The organism is Chthoniobacter sp. (assembly GCF_040003245.1).
In the GTDB taxonomy this organism is placed as follows: domain Bacteria; phylum Verrucomicrobiota; class Verrucomicrobiia; order Chthoniobacterales; family Chthoniobacteraceae; genus Chthoniobacter.
Map to the genome: position 1 here is coordinate 1 of NZ_JBDUCX010000152.1, position 15,971 is coordinate 15,971.

General features: G+C 62.7%; 19 protein-coding genes. 8 read left to right on the forward strand and 11 right to left on the reverse strand.

Going from position 1 to position 15,971, the window contains the following annotated elements; translation table 11 throughout:
* Positions 1-274: 274 nt before the first annotated feature.
* The gene (locus ABJF10_RS19500) at positions 275-1,330 is read right to left on the reverse strand and encodes a hypothetical protein (protein WP_348546278.1); all 1,056 of its coding nucleotides are present in this window, start codon (positions 1,328-1,330) and stop codon (positions 275-277) included.
* A gap of 170 nt (positions 1,331-1,500) precedes the next feature.
* Here ABJF10_RS19500 and ABJF10_RS19505 point away from each other — a divergent pair, with 170 nt between their 5' ends.
* The gene (locus ABJF10_RS19505; RefSeq protein ID WP_348546279.1) at positions 1,501-3,402 is read left to right on the forward strand and encodes a protein kinase; all 1,902 of its coding nucleotides are present in this window, start codon (positions 1,501-1,503) and stop codon (positions 3,400-3,402) included.
* 65 nt (positions 3,403-3,467) lie between these two features.
* On the opposite strand, the gene ABJF10_RS19510 is transcribed toward ABJF10_RS19505, so the two are convergent.
* From ABJF10_RS19510 to ABJF10_RS19520, 3 genes are all read right to left on the reverse strand, one after another.
* Positions 3,468-4,517 (reverse strand): hypothetical protein, encoded by a 1,050-nt coding sequence (locus tag ABJF10_RS19510; protein WP_348546280.1) that lies wholly within the window; start codon positions 4,515-4,517, stop codon positions 3,468-3,470.
* On the reverse strand, positions 4,514-5,530 hold the full coding sequence (locus ABJF10_RS19515) for an MBL fold metallo-hydrolase (protein ID WP_348546281.1): 1,017 nt from the start codon (positions 5,528-5,530) through the stop codon (positions 4,514-4,516). Before ABJF10_RS19515 ends, ABJF10_RS19510 begins: the two co-directional genes overlap by 4 nt.
* A gap of 96 nt (positions 5,531-5,626) precedes the next feature.
* Complete coding sequence (locus tag ABJF10_RS19520; protein WP_348546282.1) at positions 5,627-6,160, reverse strand: hypothetical protein; 534 nt, start codon at positions 6,158-6,160, stop codon at positions 5,627-5,629.
* 285 nt (positions 6,161-6,445) lie between these two features.
* Between ABJF10_RS19520 and ABJF10_RS19525 the strand changes: the two genes are divergently transcribed.
* The 7 genes from ABJF10_RS19525 (at position 6,446) to moaA (ending at position 11,634) form a co-directional block, all read left to right on the forward strand.
* The gene (locus ABJF10_RS19525) at positions 6,446-6,991 is read left to right on the forward strand and encodes a hypothetical protein (RefSeq protein ID WP_348546283.1); all 546 of its coding nucleotides are present in this window, start codon (positions 6,446-6,448) and stop codon (positions 6,989-6,991) included.
* A gap of 391 nt (positions 6,992-7,382) precedes the next feature.
* Positions 7,383-8,165 carry a carbon-nitrogen family hydrolase gene (locus tag ABJF10_RS19530; RefSeq protein ID WP_348546284.1) on the forward strand — a complete coding sequence of 261 codons (783 nt, stop codon included), beginning with the start codon at positions 7,383-7,385 and terminating at the stop codon, positions 8,163-8,165.
* 16 nt (positions 8,166-8,181) lie between these two features.
* Complete coding sequence (locus ABJF10_RS19535; RefSeq protein WP_348546285.1) at positions 8,182-8,973, forward strand: 3-oxoacyl-ACP reductase family protein; 792 nt, start codon at positions 8,182-8,184, stop codon at positions 8,971-8,973.
* A gap of 65 nt (positions 8,974-9,038) precedes the next feature.
* Positions 9,039-9,275, forward strand: coding sequence for a hypothetical protein (locus ABJF10_RS19540; protein WP_348546286.1), 237 nt, complete (start codon positions 9,039-9,041; stop codon positions 9,273-9,275).
* Between the two features lie 361 nt (positions 9,276-9,636).
* Positions 9,637-9,855 carry a translation initiation factor IF-1 gene (gene infA, locus ABJF10_RS19545; protein ID WP_348546287.1) on the forward strand — a complete coding sequence of 73 codons (219 nt, stop codon included), beginning with the start codon at positions 9,637-9,639 and terminating at the stop codon, positions 9,853-9,855.
* A 206-nt stretch (positions 9,856-10,061) separates the two neighbouring features.
* Entirely contained in the window at positions 10,062-10,442 is a 381-nt protein-coding gene (locus tag ABJF10_RS19550) for an RNA-binding protein (RefSeq protein ID WP_348546288.1), read from the forward strand.
* 178 nt (positions 10,443-10,620) lie between these two features.
* The gene (moaA, locus tag ABJF10_RS19555; RefSeq protein ID WP_348546289.1) at positions 10,621-11,634 is read left to right on the forward strand and encodes a GTP 3',8-cyclase MoaA; all 1,014 of its coding nucleotides are present in this window, start codon (positions 10,621-10,623) and stop codon (positions 11,632-11,634) included.
* 127 nt (positions 11,635-11,761) lie between these two features.
* Here the strand turns inward: moaA and smpB are convergent, their stop codons facing one another.
* The 7 genes from smpB to rpmH all read right to left on the reverse strand — a co-directional run bounded on the left by smpB (position 11,762) and on the right by rpmH (position 15,802).
* A complete protein-coding gene (smpB, locus tag ABJF10_RS19560) occupies positions 11,762-12,223 on the reverse strand; it encodes an SsrA-binding protein SmpB (RefSeq protein ID WP_348546290.1) in 462 nt (153 codons plus the stop codon).
* A gap of 27 nt (positions 12,224-12,250) precedes the next feature.
* On the reverse strand, positions 12,251-12,472 hold the full coding sequence (locus ABJF10_RS19565) for a DNA-directed RNA polymerase subunit omega (RefSeq protein WP_348546291.1): 222 nt from the start codon (positions 12,470-12,472) through the stop codon (positions 12,251-12,253).
* A 118-nt stretch (positions 12,473-12,590) separates the two neighbouring features.
* Positions 12,591-13,055: a R3H domain-containing nucleic acid-binding protein gene (locus ABJF10_RS19570; RefSeq protein WP_348546292.1), complete on the reverse strand. Its 465-nt coding sequence runs from the start codon at positions 13,053-13,055 to the stop codon at positions 12,591-12,593.
* Between the two features lie 12 nt (positions 13,056-13,067).
* Positions 13,068-14,888, reverse strand: coding sequence for a membrane protein insertase YidC (yidC, locus tag ABJF10_RS19575; protein WP_348546293.1), 1,821 nt, complete (start codon positions 14,886-14,888; stop codon positions 13,068-13,070).
* Positions 14,889-14,894: 6 nt separating this feature from the next.
* Complete coding sequence (gene yidD / locus ABJF10_RS19580; RefSeq protein WP_348546294.1) at positions 14,895-15,158, reverse strand: membrane protein insertion efficiency factor YidD; 264 nt, start codon at positions 15,156-15,158, stop codon at positions 14,895-14,897.
* Positions 15,149-15,511 (reverse strand): ribonuclease P protein component, encoded by a 363-nt coding sequence (gene rnpA, locus ABJF10_RS19585; RefSeq protein WP_348546295.1) that lies wholly within the window; start codon positions 15,509-15,511, stop codon positions 15,149-15,151. The genes yidD and rnpA overlap by 10 nt, the downstream gene beginning before the upstream one ends.
* Positions 15,512-15,628: 117 nt before the next feature.
* Positions 15,629-15,802, reverse strand: a complete 174-nt coding sequence (rpmH, locus tag ABJF10_RS19590; RefSeq protein WP_348546296.1) for a 50S ribosomal protein L34 — start codon at positions 15,800-15,802, stop codon at positions 15,629-15,631.
* Positions 15,803-15,971 lie beyond the last annotated feature (169 nt).

Sequence of the window (15,971 nt, forward strand, 5' to 3'; positions counted from 1 at the left end):
AAAACAAGTCGAAGGGATGGCGTGGCCCGCGGGTGTAGGGCCAAAGGCCCGGCCACAAGCCAGCCCAGGGCAAAGCGAGGCACGAGCGTCGCCCTGGGTCTCGCATCGAAAAACGCAAAGCCCCAACGTGGGCGTCGCAATGGCTTGATCGGCCGGCCACCAGGCGTTTTTTGTTCCGCCCTTTCAGGGCTCGCCGTTCGTGTGCTGTGCTACCCAGAGCTCGCTCTGCCCTGGGCTGGCTTGTTTCAGGCCTTTGGCCTGCCTTAAAGCGTCATTACTGACTCGGGCTCTTCCCGCCAAACACACGCTTGTACCACGGTTGCTTGGCCGGCGTGGGCGTCGGAGTGGAAGCGGTGGCGACACCTGGAGCCACGGTTGCCTTCGGTGCCACGGGCGGCTGGTCCGGGACGGTTGGCCGCTTGTCCGGGGCCGGCACCACTTTCGGCGCGGCCGCAATGCGGATGACCTGGCTTTCGCCCGAACCCACCATCCTGGCCATCTCTTCTCCGCTGCTCGGCCGCTTCAGCATCGCCGCGAGATAGGTGTCGCGGGCCGGGATCGTCAACACGTTGCGGATTTGCTCCGGATGCTCCAGCCGCGAAAAGAGCACCCGCCGGATGCGCTGCATGGGAATCTCGGCAATGCCAAATCCGTTGGGCTGATTCGACGACCAGTAACGCACAAACTCCCCGTCCGGCTTGCTAATCCTGCCCAGAAAGACCACCGAATGACCGGCCTCCTTCAGCCCGATTTCTTCATTCCAGAAGATCTTCATGAAATCACCGGCGCGGGCTTCCTCGAATGAAGTGAAATTGCGCCCCAGGCCGGTTTCAAAAAACAGGCGCGCCGTCCCGGGACCATTGGCATTCCAGCGCCCCCAGACCCCAGAGCCATCGGCCTGATGTTCCTGCACCAGCAGCGCCCGCAAAGTTTCCTCATCCAGCGCGATCTTGCCCTGCCGATGGAGTTGCTCGAGGACGGATAGAAAGACGAGGTAAGTCGCCCCGGGACAGAAGCTCGGAGTCGCCCGGGTGGGAGTGATCACCAATTCCGAGTTCGCCGACTGCACGGCGCTGCGCAGGGCCGACATCGCCGTGAGGTTCGCGCGATACGTCCCTCCGTCCGGCATGCCCCCGACGGCGTCCACGATCAGCGTATTCGGGCTGCTCTTCAAGGCCACCGGCGTCCCGCTATTCGGCGCCGGCTGGTTGATCGGAAAAGAAGTCTCGCCGCTTTTCGCACCGGGATTCCCGGCAGTGACGACCGTCGGCCCGACCGGCGCGCTCTCGCCGAAGAGGAGCGCGGGGAACGCCAGGGCGGCAGAGATCATAACCACCGGCCAAGGATTGTTGCTATGTCTGGCGAAACGGTTCGTCACGATCTTGCGGGACACCTACGTCAATCCCTTCAGAATGCGACACTTTTGTTCATTGGAGGAGGGACGCCGCCGGGAATAGCGACTTGCAAAAATCGCCCGACCTCTCTACAAGCGCGAGCGCGATGGACGACGCCATCAACCCACCAACGGAAGAGCCGCGCGCGACTACGGGGACATTTCGGGCTTTCTCGCCGGAGCAGCGTCTCTTCAACCGTTACTTGATCCGGCAGGAACTCGGCCGCGGCGGTCGCGGCGTGGTCTGGCTCGCGCAGGACATGCGGCTGTTTTGTTTCGTCGCCTTGAAGTTCCTCGCCGATGAACTCGTCCGCGAGCCCGAGGCCCTCCAGGAGCTGCGCCACGAAACGCTGGTCAGTCGAAAAATCACGCATCCGCACATCATGCGGATTTACGATTTCGAACAGGACGACTCCGCGGCCGCGATCTCGATGGAGTATGTCGAGGGCGAGACCCTTTCCCAATTGCGCTACAAGCGCGAGCGGCACTGCTTCGATGTCGAGGATATCCGCACGTGGATGCTGCAACTGGCCGAGGCCCTTTACTACGCGCACAGCATCGCCGGCATCGTCCATCGCGACCTGAAACCGAGCAACCTGATGATCGGCACCGATGGCCGGCTGAAGATCACCGACTTTGGGATCGCCAGCGTGATTGCCGATTCCATGAGCCGCGTGACCCGCACCCAGATTGTTTCCGGCACGCTCCCCTACATGAGCCCGCAGCAGGCGCTCGGCGATCTGCCCCGTGAAAGTGACGACATCTATTCGTTCGGCGCCGTCATCTACGAGTTGCTCACCTCCCGGCCGCCTTTCTTTCGCGGCAATGTCGCCGCCCAGATTCATACGGCGCAAGTGCCCTCCATGACCCAGCGCCGCAAGGAACTGGGACGCGAAGGACCACCCATTCCCCAAGTCTGGGAAGACATCGTCTCCAGTTGCCTGGCCAAGTCTCCGTCCGATCGCCCCGCCAGCGCCAAAGTGATCGCCGAGTGGATCGAGAAAGGTTCGTGCCCCGGCGCGGCCGGAACGCCTCAACCTCCTCTGGAATCAGCGCCGCCCACCATTCGCGATTTCCAGAAAAACGCCCGTCTGGCCCTGGCTGCGGCGGCGCTGATCGTCGTGGGGCTCGTCGTCTGGATGATCAACAAGCCCGCCGATCATCGAAGCGGTCCCACTGCCGCGACCGCCAGCGTCGTGACGACTTCCACACAGGCCACCACCCCGGCACCATCAGCCGCCACGCCCCCACCCGCCACGCCCGTGCCGGAAGTCGCCAAGGCAGATCCCCCGAAGACGACGCCCATCATCGTTAACACCATGCCCTCCGGCGCGGATGTATTCTTGAACGGCGACGGCAAAGGCAAAAGCCCGCTGCAATTGGAAAACGTCGGCGTCGGCAACTGGCGGCTCAAGGTCGAACGGGAGGGATACGAGACCGCGGAATTCATCGTGGACGTGAGGGAGGACGGCACCACCCAACCGCCGCTGATCGAGCTGGTCCGGAAGCCAGCACCTTCGACCCCGGCGCCAGTGCCGAAAGCGGTCATTGGGGCGACGCCCACCCCAACACCAACCCCTCCGGCTATCTCCGCCAATTCTCCGGAGACGGCCGCCATCATGGGCGTCGTCAATGGTTACACCCACGCCTTGGAGACCGGGAATGCCAACGACTATGTCAGCCTCTGCGCACCGCGGGTCGGCTACTTCAATGAAGGCCAAAAGACGCGGGAATACATTCATCGCAGCCGCGAGATGTTCATGACGCACTGGTCCAATTATCAGGTCCGCAATCTGCGCGGCGTGAATATTGAAACTCCCGACGCGGTGTCGGCGCACGTCACCTTCACCTACGAATGGAGCGCGATCAGCCTCGACGGCCACGCCAGCAAACGCCGCTCCACCACCTCGGCGCCGAAGTGGGGCACCGTGACCGATACGCTGGGTTTGCAGAAAATCGACGGCCGCTGGCTCATCATCAAAATGTGGCAGGACAAGAAGGAGAGATAAAAGGGAGCGGACACCGGGCAGCCGGCGGCTATTCGCTCTTCCGCGGTTGTCCCCGTCCCACCTCGCTACCCCTTCCATCGTTGGCTGATCTCGCTCCACGCCGGTCCTTCGTTCACGGGTAGTCCGGCCAGCGGCGCGCAGCGATGGGCGACTGCGGCGAACATTTCGGCGATCTGTTCGCCCATCTGCCAAAGCGCGTGGCGGAAATTCGCCGCCCGCGCGGCGTCGAGCATTTCGGCATAAGTGAGGCCGGTGATTTCGCGCAGCTCGGGCGTGCACTCGGGCCCGGCCGGCGTGTCGTGCAGTTGCAGGCTGGCGAGGACGTCGCGGGCATGCTGGCGCACGTAGCGGCGATTCTCCGCCAGCACGGCGCGCAGCGTGGGCTCGGCCCCGGGCTGCCAGCCATCGGGAAAAAGGCGCGCCAGTTCTCCCCGTGGCGCCGTGGCCCGCATGTAGTGGAGTTGCAGCGGCTCGACGGGCGTGTCCGCGAGATCCTCGAAGAGCGCCGCCCAGCGCAGATGAAACTCCTTCACTCCCAGTTCGTGAAACGTCACGAGATCCTGCACCGGCCGATTGCGCGCGGTGTACGTGCCATCGAGCAGTTGCAAATCCACGCCCGGCTGGATGGACTTGATGAGGCTGTCGCTCACCACATGCACGATCCATCCGAGAGCATAGGCCAGCGGACGTTCGCCGGGACCGAAGAGCGCGAAGGCATCCTCGATCGCCGCCGCAAAGTAGTCGGGCAAATGGTCCCACGGCACACGCAGCCCGGCGTCGCCTTTCTTCCAGCCAAAGACCAGGTGCGAGCGCCCGTAGAACCGCTCATGCAGTTGATAGGCCGTGAGCGGCCCCTCCGGCGTGACCAGCCGAAACTGCCGCACCGGTCCCCCGGTGAGCGGGCTCTTTTCCAGCGGCACCGTCCCGAATCCCACCTCGCGCCCGGTATCGAGACAGACGGCCTCCGGCATCACCTGAATGTCGCTCCCGAGATAAGCGCCCGCGACGTAGCTGGCAAAATGCCGGTGGGCGACCGCGGCCAGCGGCAACTGGCGCTCCACCGCCGCCTTCAGCCCAAGCACCGCGTAGAACGAATGGCCGACGATCCCACTCATGGGACCGGTGGAGGCGTGGCCGCCGCTTCGCGCTGGCTGCTCATCTTCACCGTCTCACCGTCGGAAACCGCCTGCACATTGCCATGCCACGCCGTGACGTAGACCTTCGCTCCCATGTCCCCGAAGACCTTGGTGGCCCGTTCACCGGGAGAGCGCGGATTCGGCGTGTTCGCATTGCCCGGATAGTCCGCGAGACACGAGGTGACGACGAATTGCGGATGCGTCATCTTCGGAAATTGAACGCCGGGATTGAAGCCGTGATGCGGCGCCGTGAGCACCGTGGCCGCGAGTTTTTCCGGCGCGACGCTGGCCAGCAAATACCGCTCGAAGGCGCCGCCATAGCTGTCGCCGGGAAAGAGAAAGATGTTCTTCCCATGCTGCACGCGCAGCACGATCGAGTTGGAATTGAGCAGGCCGTGCTCGGAAACTTTCGCCGGGTCGTCGTTCATGCTGAGGAATTCCGCCGGAGGCGACAGCACCTCCACGGAAAGCGCCGGATCCCAGTCGAGCGTGTCGCCGCCGTGCACCACGCGATAGGTCGCGCCCCGCTGTGCAGCCATGCGGCGGAGCTGCGTGTAACTCGGGCTCTGGCCGCGCCCTTCGTAACCGTTGTCGATGAACGTGCCGACCTTCCAGTTGTTCAGCAGCCAGCTCGCCCCACCGTAATGATCCAGGTGGGGATGACTGATGGAAATCCCGGCGATCTCCTTGCACCCGCGGCCAGTGAGAAACGGCGCGATGGTGTCGCGGCCGGCCGTGTAATCGGTGTCGCCTTTTTGTTGCACGCCGCCGGTGTCGATCAGGTAGGTCTTGCCCGACGGCGTCTCCATGACCACGGCCAGCCCATGCACAGGCATTTCCAGCCAGGTGACCGTGAGCCGTCCATTCTCCGCGTCCGCGGGGGACAATCCCATCGCCACGCAAAAAAGGACCGCGGCCAGCCGGGCGCACCACAGCCTTGGGCGCCGGGGCACGGAAAACGGAGGAGCAGCAGCAGTCGCAAGTTGGCTCATGTGGGGGGCTTTGAAGATCGGCGGTGAAACGAAGCCGGCTCCAGTGCTCGCTTTTACTAGCGGAAAGGCTGCGCATCGTCCACTGCCACGGTTCGACTATGCCGGAGTGTCCTTCGCCCACCCCCGCGCCTTCCACCGCCGCCACGACCAGCGGCACGCAAACCAGGCGGGAACGCCCATGAGGAGCGGAAACCACGCCCGCCGGAGCGGCCACGACACGTCCAGCCCCTCGCGCAAGAGCACGTTGTTGTAGTCGGGCTGGCCGGGCAGATACCAACAGGGATAGAGCTGTCCCACTTGATAGCGGTCGCGCAGCAGTTCAGCTTCCGCGGCGTTCGGGGCAGACGGCGCCTCCTCCTCCGTGAATTCCGAGGTTTGGTGTTGCTCGCTGGCGTTCTCCAGCCGGTGCGTGACTCGGACATTGTATAGGCCCTCTTGATGGACCACCTCGGCCTTTTCTACCCGCGTGCGTCCCTCGACATAGTGATACTTCAGCTTCAGCCGCCAAATCAGGCTTCCGGCTAGCTGACAGAACAGGCAGAAGGTCAGCGTCACAAGAAGGCAGCCTCCGAGGAAAAGGACGGTTTCGAGGATGACCGCACGCTGGAGTTCCTTTCGGCGAAATATCATCGGGAGCGGGATCCGGTCGGCAGGGCCATCGATGGGCGGCACCCTACTGCCCCGCAAATCGATACGGCGAATCAAATGGCGCAATGATATGGAAATTACGGTGTTTTCTCACAATTGCAAAAGTGTCAGGACAGAATGTTTCGGTTTACCGCCCGCCAGGTGATCGCCCGCCAAAGCTCATGGAATCAGGAAACCTGAGTATTTTGGGTATCTCCTGCCCCAATCTCGGTAGTTTCCCGAAAATAGTTTGTCCGGTCATGGCCCTGTTTTTGCAATAGACTGGGTATGAACCGCATTTTTACTTATCCTGCTTCGATTGCCCTCGGCGCCGCGATGGTGCTGCTCACGCTCGCTCCTTCCAGCCACGCCGGCTACACCTCCGCCACCCCGCCCACCTCCGGCCCGACCGTGCCGGGCGACAAGGCTGCCCTCGACCGCCGCACGGGCATCGCCTCCGCCCCGGAAAACGCCCCGGAATGTGTGAAGCGCGCCATCTGGGCGACCAACTACCTTCGCACCAAGCCCTACGTCTGGGGCGGCGGTCACGAGAGCTTCTATGTCGACGGCTACGATTGCTCCGGCACCGTGTCGTTCCTGCTCCATCATGCGGGTCTCATCCACTCGCCGGTTGTCTCCAAGGAATTCACCGGCTACGGCGCCAACGGCAAAGGCCGCTGGATCACCGTCTACGCCCGGGACGGACACGTCTTCGCGGTCATCGCCGGCCTCCGGCTCGATACTACCGGTTTCGGCGGGGAAGACGGTCCTCGCTGGCGCCTGAGCGGCCGCCCGGCCTTCGGCTTCGTCGCCCGGCACCCGGACGGGCTGTAAGCAGTCGTCCGTTCTGAGATTTCGGTTTTAAGCACAAAGCGTTCGGGAGCCTCTCCCGAACGCTTTGTCGTTTGGCGGCAACGGAGGGCACGATGATGGAAAAAAAGAGGCACGATTAGGCACGATCAGGCACGATTACTCTGGACTGGCCATTCGGGACCGCGCCGCGGCTCGGGGCGTGGCGGGCTGCGGCTGAACGCGGAGGGTTGAGGCAACCGGGCGTAATTCACCCGTTCGGGTGGAGTGGTCGGGATGGACTGCATTGTCGGAAGTGTCGCATGACTCGGCGGAAAATGTGCATTGCTCCATTGGCTCTGTGGGCTCCATTGCGGAATATTTGCGAGAAGATCCACACTTGCGGCGGGCCGTGGGATTCGCGCAGGCTCGCGGCATGCCCGCCCCGAATGTGTTCGCCGTCCAGCTCGATATCGTGTGGGAGGACAAAGCGGCGAATTTCCGCAAGGTGGAGGCACTGGTGGAAAGTGCAGCGCCAACGGCAGGATCGCTCGTGGTGTTGCCGGAGATGTTCGCCTGCGGGTTTTCGATGAATCTCGCGGTGACGCGCCAGGATGAACAGCGCGAGGATGAAGCGTTTCTCGCCGGGCTGGCGCGCCAGCATGGCGTGTTCGTCGCGGGCGGTGTGGTGAGCCGCGGGGTTGCGGAGATGGGACGGAACGAAGCGGTGGTTTTTTCGCCCGACGGAAAGCTGGCGGCGCGCTATGCGAAGATTCATCCCTTCAGCCTCGGCGGCGAAGCACAGGGACACGAAGCGGGCACCGAGATCGTGACCTTCCAGTGGGGCGGCTTCGTGGTGGCGCCGTTCGTCTGCTACGATTTGCGCTTCCCCGAAATCTTCCGTTCAGCCGCGCGCCAGGGAGCGAATCTTTTCGTGGTAATGGCGCTGTGGCCGGTAAAGCGCCAGCAGCATTGGCTCACGCTGCTGCAAGCCCGGGCGATTGAAAACCAAGCCTACGTCGTGGGTGTGAATCGCGTGGGACGCGACCCGGAATTCCTCTACTCGGGCCGCAGTGTCGTCGTCGACCCGCATGGCGTCATCATCGGGGATGCCGGCGAGCGCGAGCAGGTCATCTCCGCCCTGCTGGAGCCCGAGGTCGTCTCCGCGTGGCGGCGTGATTTTCCCGCGCTGCGCGACGCACACTGGCCTTTGTCGTAAACCCAATTTCCTTCCCATGAATCCCACTCCCTCTCCCCTGCCCGGCATCCAGCAATTCGACCTCACCGGTCGCACCGCCTTCATCACCGGTGGCTCGAAAGGGCTCGGCTCGGCGATGGGCGCGGCCCTCGCTTCCGCCGGGGCGAATGTCGTGCTCCTGAGCCGTCATCTCGACGAGGCGCAAACGGCCGCGGCGCAAATCGCGGCGGACTTCGGACACGGTGCGCTCGGGCTCGTGGCCGATGTGACGGATGAGCAGCAAGTCGACGCCGCACGCGATGCGGCGCTGCGCGAATTCGGCGCCATCGATATCCTGATCAACAGCGCCGGCATCAACATCCGCGGCCCGATCGATCAACTGACGTCGGAGCAATTTCGCCAGGTGATGGAGATCAACGTGACCGGCTCCTGGCTATGCAGCCGCGCCGTGCTCCCGCAAATGAAAGCGCGCGGCTGGGGACGCATCATCAATCTCGCCAGCGCGCTCGGGCTCGTGGGTCTCGCGAACCGCACGCCCTACACGGCGAGCAAAGGCGCCATCGTGCAGATGACCCGGGCGCTCGCACTCGAGGTCGCCGGGAATGGCATCACCGTGAACGCGCTCTGCCCCGGGCCGTTCCTCACCGACATGAATGTGCCCATCGCCGATACGGACGAAGGGAAGAAATTCATCGTCGGCGCCACCGCACTGAAGCGCTGGGGCGAACTGCGCGAGATCCAGGGCGCGGCCATCTTTCTGGCCAGCGACGCCGCGAGCTACGTCACTGGTGCGATGCTCGCCGTGGATGGCGGCTGGACGGCGCAATAAGCATTTTAAGCGAGCTTTTTGGCGGCCACCTCGACAGCGGAGCCCTGATGCAATATATTCAGGGCGTGAACGTGCTCCCCGAAACCCTCGGACGAAAACTGAAGCTCTTTCAGGCCGCCGATCCGCTCAAACACTGGTGGTCGGTCGGCGAAATGCGCTTCTGCGCGAAGTGCGAACATCTTTTCACCGGCCACGATATCCGCATCACGCTTGATGCCGACGAACAAGTCCACTTTCACTGCCCCACGCTGAAATGCGACGGCCAGTGGGAAGACTGGCAGTATCCGAATCTGCACTTGTAGAGCGGGTTCAGATGACGGGTCGCAATTGACGGAAGTCGGATGATTGAAACGCGGAGGCGCGGAGACGCGGAGGGAAGGCAGAGAAAGTGACGCGGATCAAACGGGTCTCGAAGCAGAATATCGCCCTTTGTCTCCTCTTCCTCCCTCCGCGTCTCTGCGTCTCTGCGGCTAGCCTTCACAAAGTATTTACCGGAGACTCAGGAACAGTGCTTGCAATCTGCGCGGCATAGACGATGCTCCCCGCCCTTCACCGGCGCGTGCCGGCATGGAGTGCTTCTCTGAAAGCTGTTCGCAAACCCTTGGAGCCGCCCTTGGCCGCTCCTTCCGCGCTGCCCCCTACGGCGCCGCAGTGTCTCTTGTTATGGCAGTGGACAATACGATCGAAACCGAAGGCAAAATCACCTCCGTTCTGGCCGGGACCATGTTCCGCGTCGAGCTCGGTAATAAACACAGCGTTCTGGCCCACATCTCCGGCAAAATGCGCAAACGCTTCATCCGCCTCACCAATGGTGACCGCGTGAAGCTCGAGATGTCTCCTTACGACCTCTCCAAGGCGCGCATCGTCTACCGCCTCGGGTAGTACTCATTTTCCCCCAGATTCTCCTTGCGTGTCGGGGCAAAGCGGTGTTTCCTCGTGCCCACACACAAGTTTGGAACCTTAATAGGTTTGGTAGATTGCTAGTTGTTTCGTGACGCGGTTCGCCGCGGACTTTCAGTGGCAGTTTTGAGATCCGATAACCGGAAACAGCCACCGAAGGAGCCGCTTGTGAAAACGAAAACAGCAGTATGTCCAATAAACTCTACGTAGGAAATCTTTCCTTCGATACCACCGAAGTCGACCTTCAAGACACCTTTGCCGAAGCCGGCACTGTCTCCGAAGTCGCCCTCATGCAGGATAAGTTCACCGGCAAAAGCCGCGGCTTCGCCTTCGTGACCATGTCCTCGGCTGAAGAAGCGCAGAAGGCCATCAGCCTCTTCCACGGCAAGACCGTGCAGGGTCGCGCCTTGACCGTCAACGAAGCCCGTCCTCGTGAAGAACGCGGCGGCGGCGGTGGCGGCGGCGGACCTCGCCGTTCCTTCGGCGGTGGCGGCGGTGGTGGTGGCGGCGGCCGCGGTGGCGATCGTGGGGGTGGTGGTGATCGTGGCGGCTACCAGAAGCGCTACTAAGCCGCTTGCGCCCTCGCCAGCGCAAACGCAAATCTCTCGCAAACGCCCCGGTGAAAACCGGGGCGTTTTGCTTTTGCCCGGGAGCACGGGCGAATCAACCCGGCGGGCGATACCCCTATCGCACTTCTGGCAGGCTCGCTCCTTGTTGAGTCTCGCGAGACATCGTAGCTTCCCTTTTGTGATCTCCACTGTCCTCGACCAATTGCAGCGACCGTTGCGCGACCTGCGCATTTCGGTGACGGATCGCTGCAATTTCCGCTGCGGCTATTGCATGCCCAAGGAGGTCTTCGGACGCGGCTACGACTTTTTGCCCAAGGATGACGTGCTCACCTTCGAGGAGATCGCCCGATTGGCCCGGGTATTCGCCGGGCTCGGCACGGAGAAGATCCGACTGACGGGCGGTGAGCCCCTGTTGCGACGCCAACTACATCGCCTGGTCTCTGCGCTGGCCACTGTCGCGGGGGTTCATGATCTCACTCTCACGACCAACGGGTCGCGCCTGCTCGAAGAGGCCAAAAGCCTGCGAGACGCGGGGTTGCGGCGCCTCACGGTCAGCGTCGATGCGCTCGACGATGAGATTTTCCGAGCGATGAACGATGTGGATTTCCCGGTGCATCGCGTGTTGCGCGGCATCGAGGCCGCACGTGCCGTCGGCTTCGCGCCCATCAAGATCAACATGGTGGTCAAGCGTGGAGTCAACGAAGACCAAATTCTGCCCATGGCGCGGCACTTTCGCGGCCCGGAATTTATCCTGCGCTTCATCGAATTCATGGACGTGGGCAACACCAATGCCTGGCGCATGGAGGACGTCGTTCCCGCGGCGGAAATCATCTCGCGCCTCACCGCTGAGATTCCGCTGGAGCCAGTCGCCGCCAATTATCCCGGCGAGGTCGCCCGGCGCTACCGCCACCGCGATGGCGGCGGCGAGATCGGCGTGATTTCTTCCGTCACCCAGCCCTTCTGCGGCGATTGCACCCGTGCGCGACTCTCGGCGGATGGACGGCTCTTCACCTGCCTCTTCGCCAGCACGGGCGTGGATCTGCGGTCACCCCTGCGCGCTGGCGCGAGCGACACGGACCTGGCGGAGCTGGTCTCCGGCGTATGGCGGGCGCGGACGGATCGTTATTCTGAAATCCGCTCCAGCGCAACCGTCGCCCAGCCGAAGGCGGAGATGTCGCTCCTGGGCGGATAAAGGAAGATTTTCACCGCCGAGGCGCAGAGGCGCGGAGAAGAAAAGAACGGAAGTCGTCTCCTCTCCGCTGCCTTCAACCCTCCGCGCCTCCGCGCCTCGGCGGTAAATTTTCGGCCTACGCTCCCCCCTACGCGTGCTTCTTGTTGAAGCGCGCCACTTCACGGTCCGTCTCCCGTTTGGTCGCCTTGTCCTTGAGATCCTGGCGCTTGTCGGAGGCCTCTTTGCCCTTGCCCACGCCGATCTCGACCTTCACCCGCGCATCCTTCCAATACATCCAGAGCGCCACCAGCGTGTGGCCTTTGATCTGCGTCAGGCCCATCAAGCGCTCGATCTCCTTCTTGTGCAGCAACAGCCGGCGCACGCGCTTTGGCAGATGCTGCTCGAAGCTCGCGCGGATGTACGGCTGGATGTCCACATCGAAGAGAAACGCCTGCCCATTCTCAATGCGCGCGAAGGCGTTGTTGAGATTGGCGAGGCCGCCGCGGATGGACTTTACCTCGGTCCCCTTGAGCTCGAGGCCAGCCTCGAATCGCTCCAGGATATGGTACTCCCGCAGGGCTTTGCGGTTGATGGAGATATCCGCGCTCATGCTCGGGCGCGCACCGGGTGCGCGGGCTTAATTCTTGCCGTCCTCGGACTCCGCCGAAGCCGGTTCAAACTGCAGCTTGCCCTCGATGATTTCCTTGAGCGCGATGTCCGAGAAGCCCATGCGCGGGCCGGTCTCGACCATGGGACGATGCCCGGCGGTGAGTTGACGAACGCGCTTGGAAACCACGTTCACGAGCAACTGCTGGCTGGGAATCACTTTAAAAGCTTCTTCGAGAAGGGTGCTGGTCATAATTCGGAACGACACGGGTCGCGGGAAAAGGGAGGCGACAATGACACGGAATTTTCCCCAGTCAACCGGAAGATGGAAAAAAGGGTAGTGCCCTAATTTGAAACTTGGCTCTTCTCCCCTACTGCTCCGGCGCGCCCGGCTGCTTCTTGCGCAGGGTAATGCGCTTCAGCCGCGCATCGTCCGGCGGGCTCCACGTCGCGATATCCGGATCGTCCTTGAAGGCGTTGTGCACGATGCGCCGCTCGTAGGCGTTCATCGGCTCGAGATGATACGGCCGCCCCGTCTGCCGCACGATCTCCCCGATCTGCCGCACACGATGCGCGAGGTTGTCGTCCTTCATCTCCCGCCAGTGCTCGATGTCCACCTGCACCTTCTGCGCGTTCTTGTCCTTCGCCTGGAGCAGCCGGTTGAGCAGCGTCTGGATGTCCTCCAGCAGCGCGCCGTTGCGCCCGATGAGGCGGTCTTTCTCCGCCGTATAGACCTGCAGGGTCAGGCCGTGTTCATGCTCGAACTCCTTGATCTCACAGACGAAGCCAAGGAGCCCCAGCATCGTATCGAGGGTCTCGCGTGGGTTCAGGCTCATAAAAAGTGGCGCTTATTTCCTCTTCGCGGGCGGAGGCCGCTTTTGCAAAGTGGGCAGAGGCTGGTTCCGCGTCGCGTAGAGCTGCACGACAGAAACCAAATTATTGACCGTTAAGTAAAGCGCCAACGCTGACGCATAGTTATAGCAGAACATCACAAAGATCAGCGGCATGAGCATCATGATCTTTTGCTGCGTGGGGTCGCCGGTCTTGGGCGAGGCCGACATTTGCCACACCATCGTGCCCGCCATGAAGAGCGGCAGGATGTTCACCGGGAAGTCAAAGCCGGGAATATGGAAGAGCGTGTCGGGCTGGGAAAGGTCATGCACCCACAGGAATTTGCTGTTCCGCAATTCCACCGCCTTGCCGAGCATATTGTAGAAGCCGAAGAAGATCGGCATCTGGATGAAGGCGGGCAGACACCCGGCCAGCGGGTTCACCCCGTACTCCTTGTAGAGCTTCATCACCTCGGTGTTCATCTTCGTCGGGTCGTCCTTATATTTCTCCCGGACTTCCCCCATCTTCGGCTGCAGCGCCTGCATCCGCTTGCCCGCTTTCGTCGCCTTGTTCTGCATGGGCCAGAGCAGCGCCTTGATGATGAGCGTGAGGATGATGATCGCGACCGCGTAGGAGTTCTGCCCCGCAAACCCATAGACGTAGGCGTGCAGCGAATTGAGCGAGAAGAGCAGCACCTTGCTGAAGAAGCCCACGAATGGCCCGAGGAAACTGAACAGTCCGCCGAAGTCCGAGAAGGCCAGCACGTCCACTTCCCCATCCGACATTAGCCGCAAGCGGCCATATTCGCGCGGCCCGGTGTAGATGCGAAAACTCTGCACCTGCTTCTGCCCCGGGGCCAGCGTGAAGCCCGGCATGCCGAGCGCACCCTCGATGCCGTAGCGCGGCGTCGTGCTGCCATCCGTCGAGTGCCCCGTCTCCTTCCAGGCGTCGTCCGTGATCGGGAACCGCGTCGCCCACACGGAATTACCGCGCTGCTTCAAAGGGTCCGCCCCATTCTCCGGGTCCACCACCGGCGTCACGAGCGAAGTGAAATACTGGTCCGCCACCGCCGCCCACGGAATGCCCTCCCGCGATGCCGTGAAAGTGCTCTGCTCCTTCTTGAACCAGCCGCCGGAAAACGAGAGAACGTCGACAAATTTCCCCTCGGGATATTTGAAACCCGTGTAGGTCGGCATGTCGCGCTGGTGCACCGGCGCCGCCGCACCCGTGTAAACGTAGTAGCCCGGCACCGTCACCGGCTCCGTGCCCCGGTTGTCGAAAATCACCCGCAGATTCACGATGTAGTCCTTGTCCAGGTTGGTCGACTTCGGGACGACGAATTTCTTCGTCAGGTGCAAGCCCCGCGCGTCGCTGCCTTCGAAGGTAATCACCCCGTCATCGCGGTCGACGGCGTCGTGGAAGGCCACCTTGGAGAGTTCCCCGGGCAGCTCGGTCAACGCGCCGATCGGCACATCGCCGAATTGATTGAGCGTCATCCGCGTCCCGTGCTCCGCCTCATGCTTCTTGAGCAGCGCCTTGGCAATGCCCGCGCCGCGCGTGGTGAAAGTGTAGTCGACCGATTCCGTGCTCAGCACCTCGGTCTGCTCCGGCACCGCGGCCTCCGCCGGTGTGGTCGCCGCGGGCGTGGCCCCCGGCGCTGGCGCGGGAGCATTCTTTTGCGCCTCCGCCTGGGCGACCTTGGCCGCCTCCGCCGCCACGGTTTGCTGCTGGGCCCGCACCGCGGCCAGCTTCTTCATCTCTTCGTTATTATAGTACCACCACACCATCAAGACGATGGCGGGGAGAATGATGCCGATGATTCCTTTGCGATCCAACATAAGAGCTTAAATGTGCGAGCTGCTGCGTGCTCCGAGCGGGCGCGCGGGCGGGACGGGGTCGAGACCTTCGCCACCCCACGGATGGCAGCGCGCGATACGTTTCACGCCGAGCCAGCTTCCGCGCGCGACGCCGTGCACTTCGCAGGCCTCGAGAAAATACAGCGAGCAGCTCGGTAGATACCGGCAGCCCGTCGCCGGCCCGCCCAACCCGTGCAGGATGGGCGAGATCAGGAGCTTGTAGCCGCGAATGAGAAAGCGGATCAGGAACATGCGCCGAGAAGGTGACTGCGCTGCGCCAGTTGAAGCCACTCGGCCGCCATGCTTTGGAAAGTCGCATTCGCCGCTGCCTGCCGGGCGACCAGCGTGAGCCAGGTGCCGGCGGCGATTTGCGGACGGGCTGCGCGCACGATCTCGCGCATCCGGCGCCGCACGCGATTGCGCACCACCGCTCCGCCGACCCGGCGGGAGGTGATCAAGCCGATGCGCACTTCCGGCGACGGCAAATCCTTGAGGACACTCAGGACGATGAATTTCCCGTGGAACGACTGCCCCTCGCGCCGCATCCTCTGGAACTCCGAGGCGCGAACAAGGTGGGCGGACTTGGGAAAACGAAGGCCGGTCATTTTGATTTCTGATTTGGGATCTCGGCTTTCGGAACGCTGATGGCCGCCGACCTCGTCATTGAAGCCACCACCTCCGCCGTCACAAACCAAAAATCGAAAATCGAAAATCGAAAATGCTCAGGCCTGCGTGTGGCGGGCGTAAGGAATCTCCACACCCTTGGGCAGGAGGCGCTTGCGGCCCTGCTGGCGGCGGCGCGAAAGGATGGCCCGGCCGTTCTTGGTCTTCATACGCGCGCGGAAGCCGAACTGGCGTTTGCGGGTGCGCTTCGAGGGTTGATAGGTGCGTTTCATAGGCCGTGTCGGAAAATTGGGTTAGAGGAAAAGAGGGCGAAGATTAGCGGCTTGTTGCCTCCTGTCAACCTGACAGAGCAAATTCTTTGCAGGGCGCTTACGCAAGGCTTCAGGTGTAGGGCGCGTGTCCCCACGCGCTGGGCTGATGCTGCGAACCGGATCTCCGCCC

What these genes read in the sequence shown, in the direction of transcription:
- rpmH (WP_348546296.1), bottom strand. Translation starts at nt 15,802, where the DNA reads ATGAAACGCACCTATCAACCCTCGAAGCGCACCCGCAAACGCCAGTTC.
- ABJF10_RS19505 (WP_348546279.1), top strand. Translation starts at nt 1,501, where the DNA reads ATGGACGACGCCATCAACCCACCAACGGAAGAGCCGCGCGCGACTACG.
- ABJF10_RS19570 (WP_348546292.1), bottom strand. Translation starts at nt 13,055, where the DNA reads ATGAGCCTGAACCCACGCGAGACCCTCGATACGATGCTGGGGCTCCTT.
- rnpA (WP_348546295.1), bottom strand. Translation starts at nt 15,511, where the DNA reads ATGACCGGCCTTCGTTTTCCCAAGTCCGCCCACCTTGTTCGCGCCTCG.
- ABJF10_RS19500 (WP_348546278.1), bottom strand. Translation starts at nt 1,330, where the DNA reads ATGATCTCTGCCGCCCTGGCGTTCCCCGCGCTCCTCTTCGGCGAGAGC.
- smpB (WP_348546290.1), bottom strand. Translation starts at nt 12,223, where the DNA reads ATGAGCGCGGATATCTCCATCAACCGCAAAGCCCTGCGGGAGTACCAT.
- ABJF10_RS19520 (WP_348546282.1), bottom strand. Translation starts at nt 6,160, where the DNA reads ATGATATTTCGCCGAAAGGAACTCCAGCGTGCGGTCATCCTCGAAACC.
- yidC (WP_348546293.1), bottom strand. Translation starts at nt 14,888, where the DNA reads ATGTTGGATCGCAAAGGAATCATCGGCATCATTCTCCCCGCCATCGTC.
- yidD (WP_348546294.1), bottom strand. Translation starts at nt 15,158, where the DNA reads ATGTTCCTGATCCGCTTTCTCATTCGCGGCTACAAGCTCCTGATCTCG.
- ABJF10_RS19515 (WP_348546281.1), bottom strand. Translation starts at nt 5,530, where the DNA reads ATGAGCCAACTTGCGACTGCTGCTGCTCCTCCGTTTTCCGTGCCCCGG.
- ABJF10_RS19550 (WP_348546288.1), top strand. Translation starts at nt 10,062, where the DNA reads ATGTCCAATAAACTCTACGTAGGAAATCTTTCCTTCGATACCACCGAA.
- ABJF10_RS19530 (WP_348546284.1), top strand. Translation starts at nt 7,383, where the DNA reads ATGCCCGCCCCGAATGTGTTCGCCGTCCAGCTCGATATCGTGTGGGAG.
- infA (WP_348546287.1), top strand. Translation starts at nt 9,637, where the DNA reads ATGGCAGTGGACAATACGATCGAAACCGAAGGCAAAATCACCTCCGTT.
- ABJF10_RS19525 (WP_348546283.1), top strand. Translation starts at nt 6,446, where the DNA reads ATGAACCGCATTTTTACTTATCCTGCTTCGATTGCCCTCGGCGCCGCG.
- ABJF10_RS19565 (WP_348546291.1), bottom strand. Translation starts at nt 12,472, where the DNA reads ATGACCAGCACCCTTCTCGAAGAAGCTTTTAAAGTGATTCCCAGCCAG.
- ABJF10_RS19510 (WP_348546280.1), bottom strand. Translation starts at nt 4,517, where the DNA reads ATGAGTGGGATCGTCGGCCATTCGTTCTACGCGGTGCTTGGGCTGAAG.
- ABJF10_RS19535 (WP_348546285.1), top strand. Translation starts at nt 8,182, where the DNA reads ATGAATCCCACTCCCTCTCCCCTGCCCGGCATCCAGCAATTCGACCTC.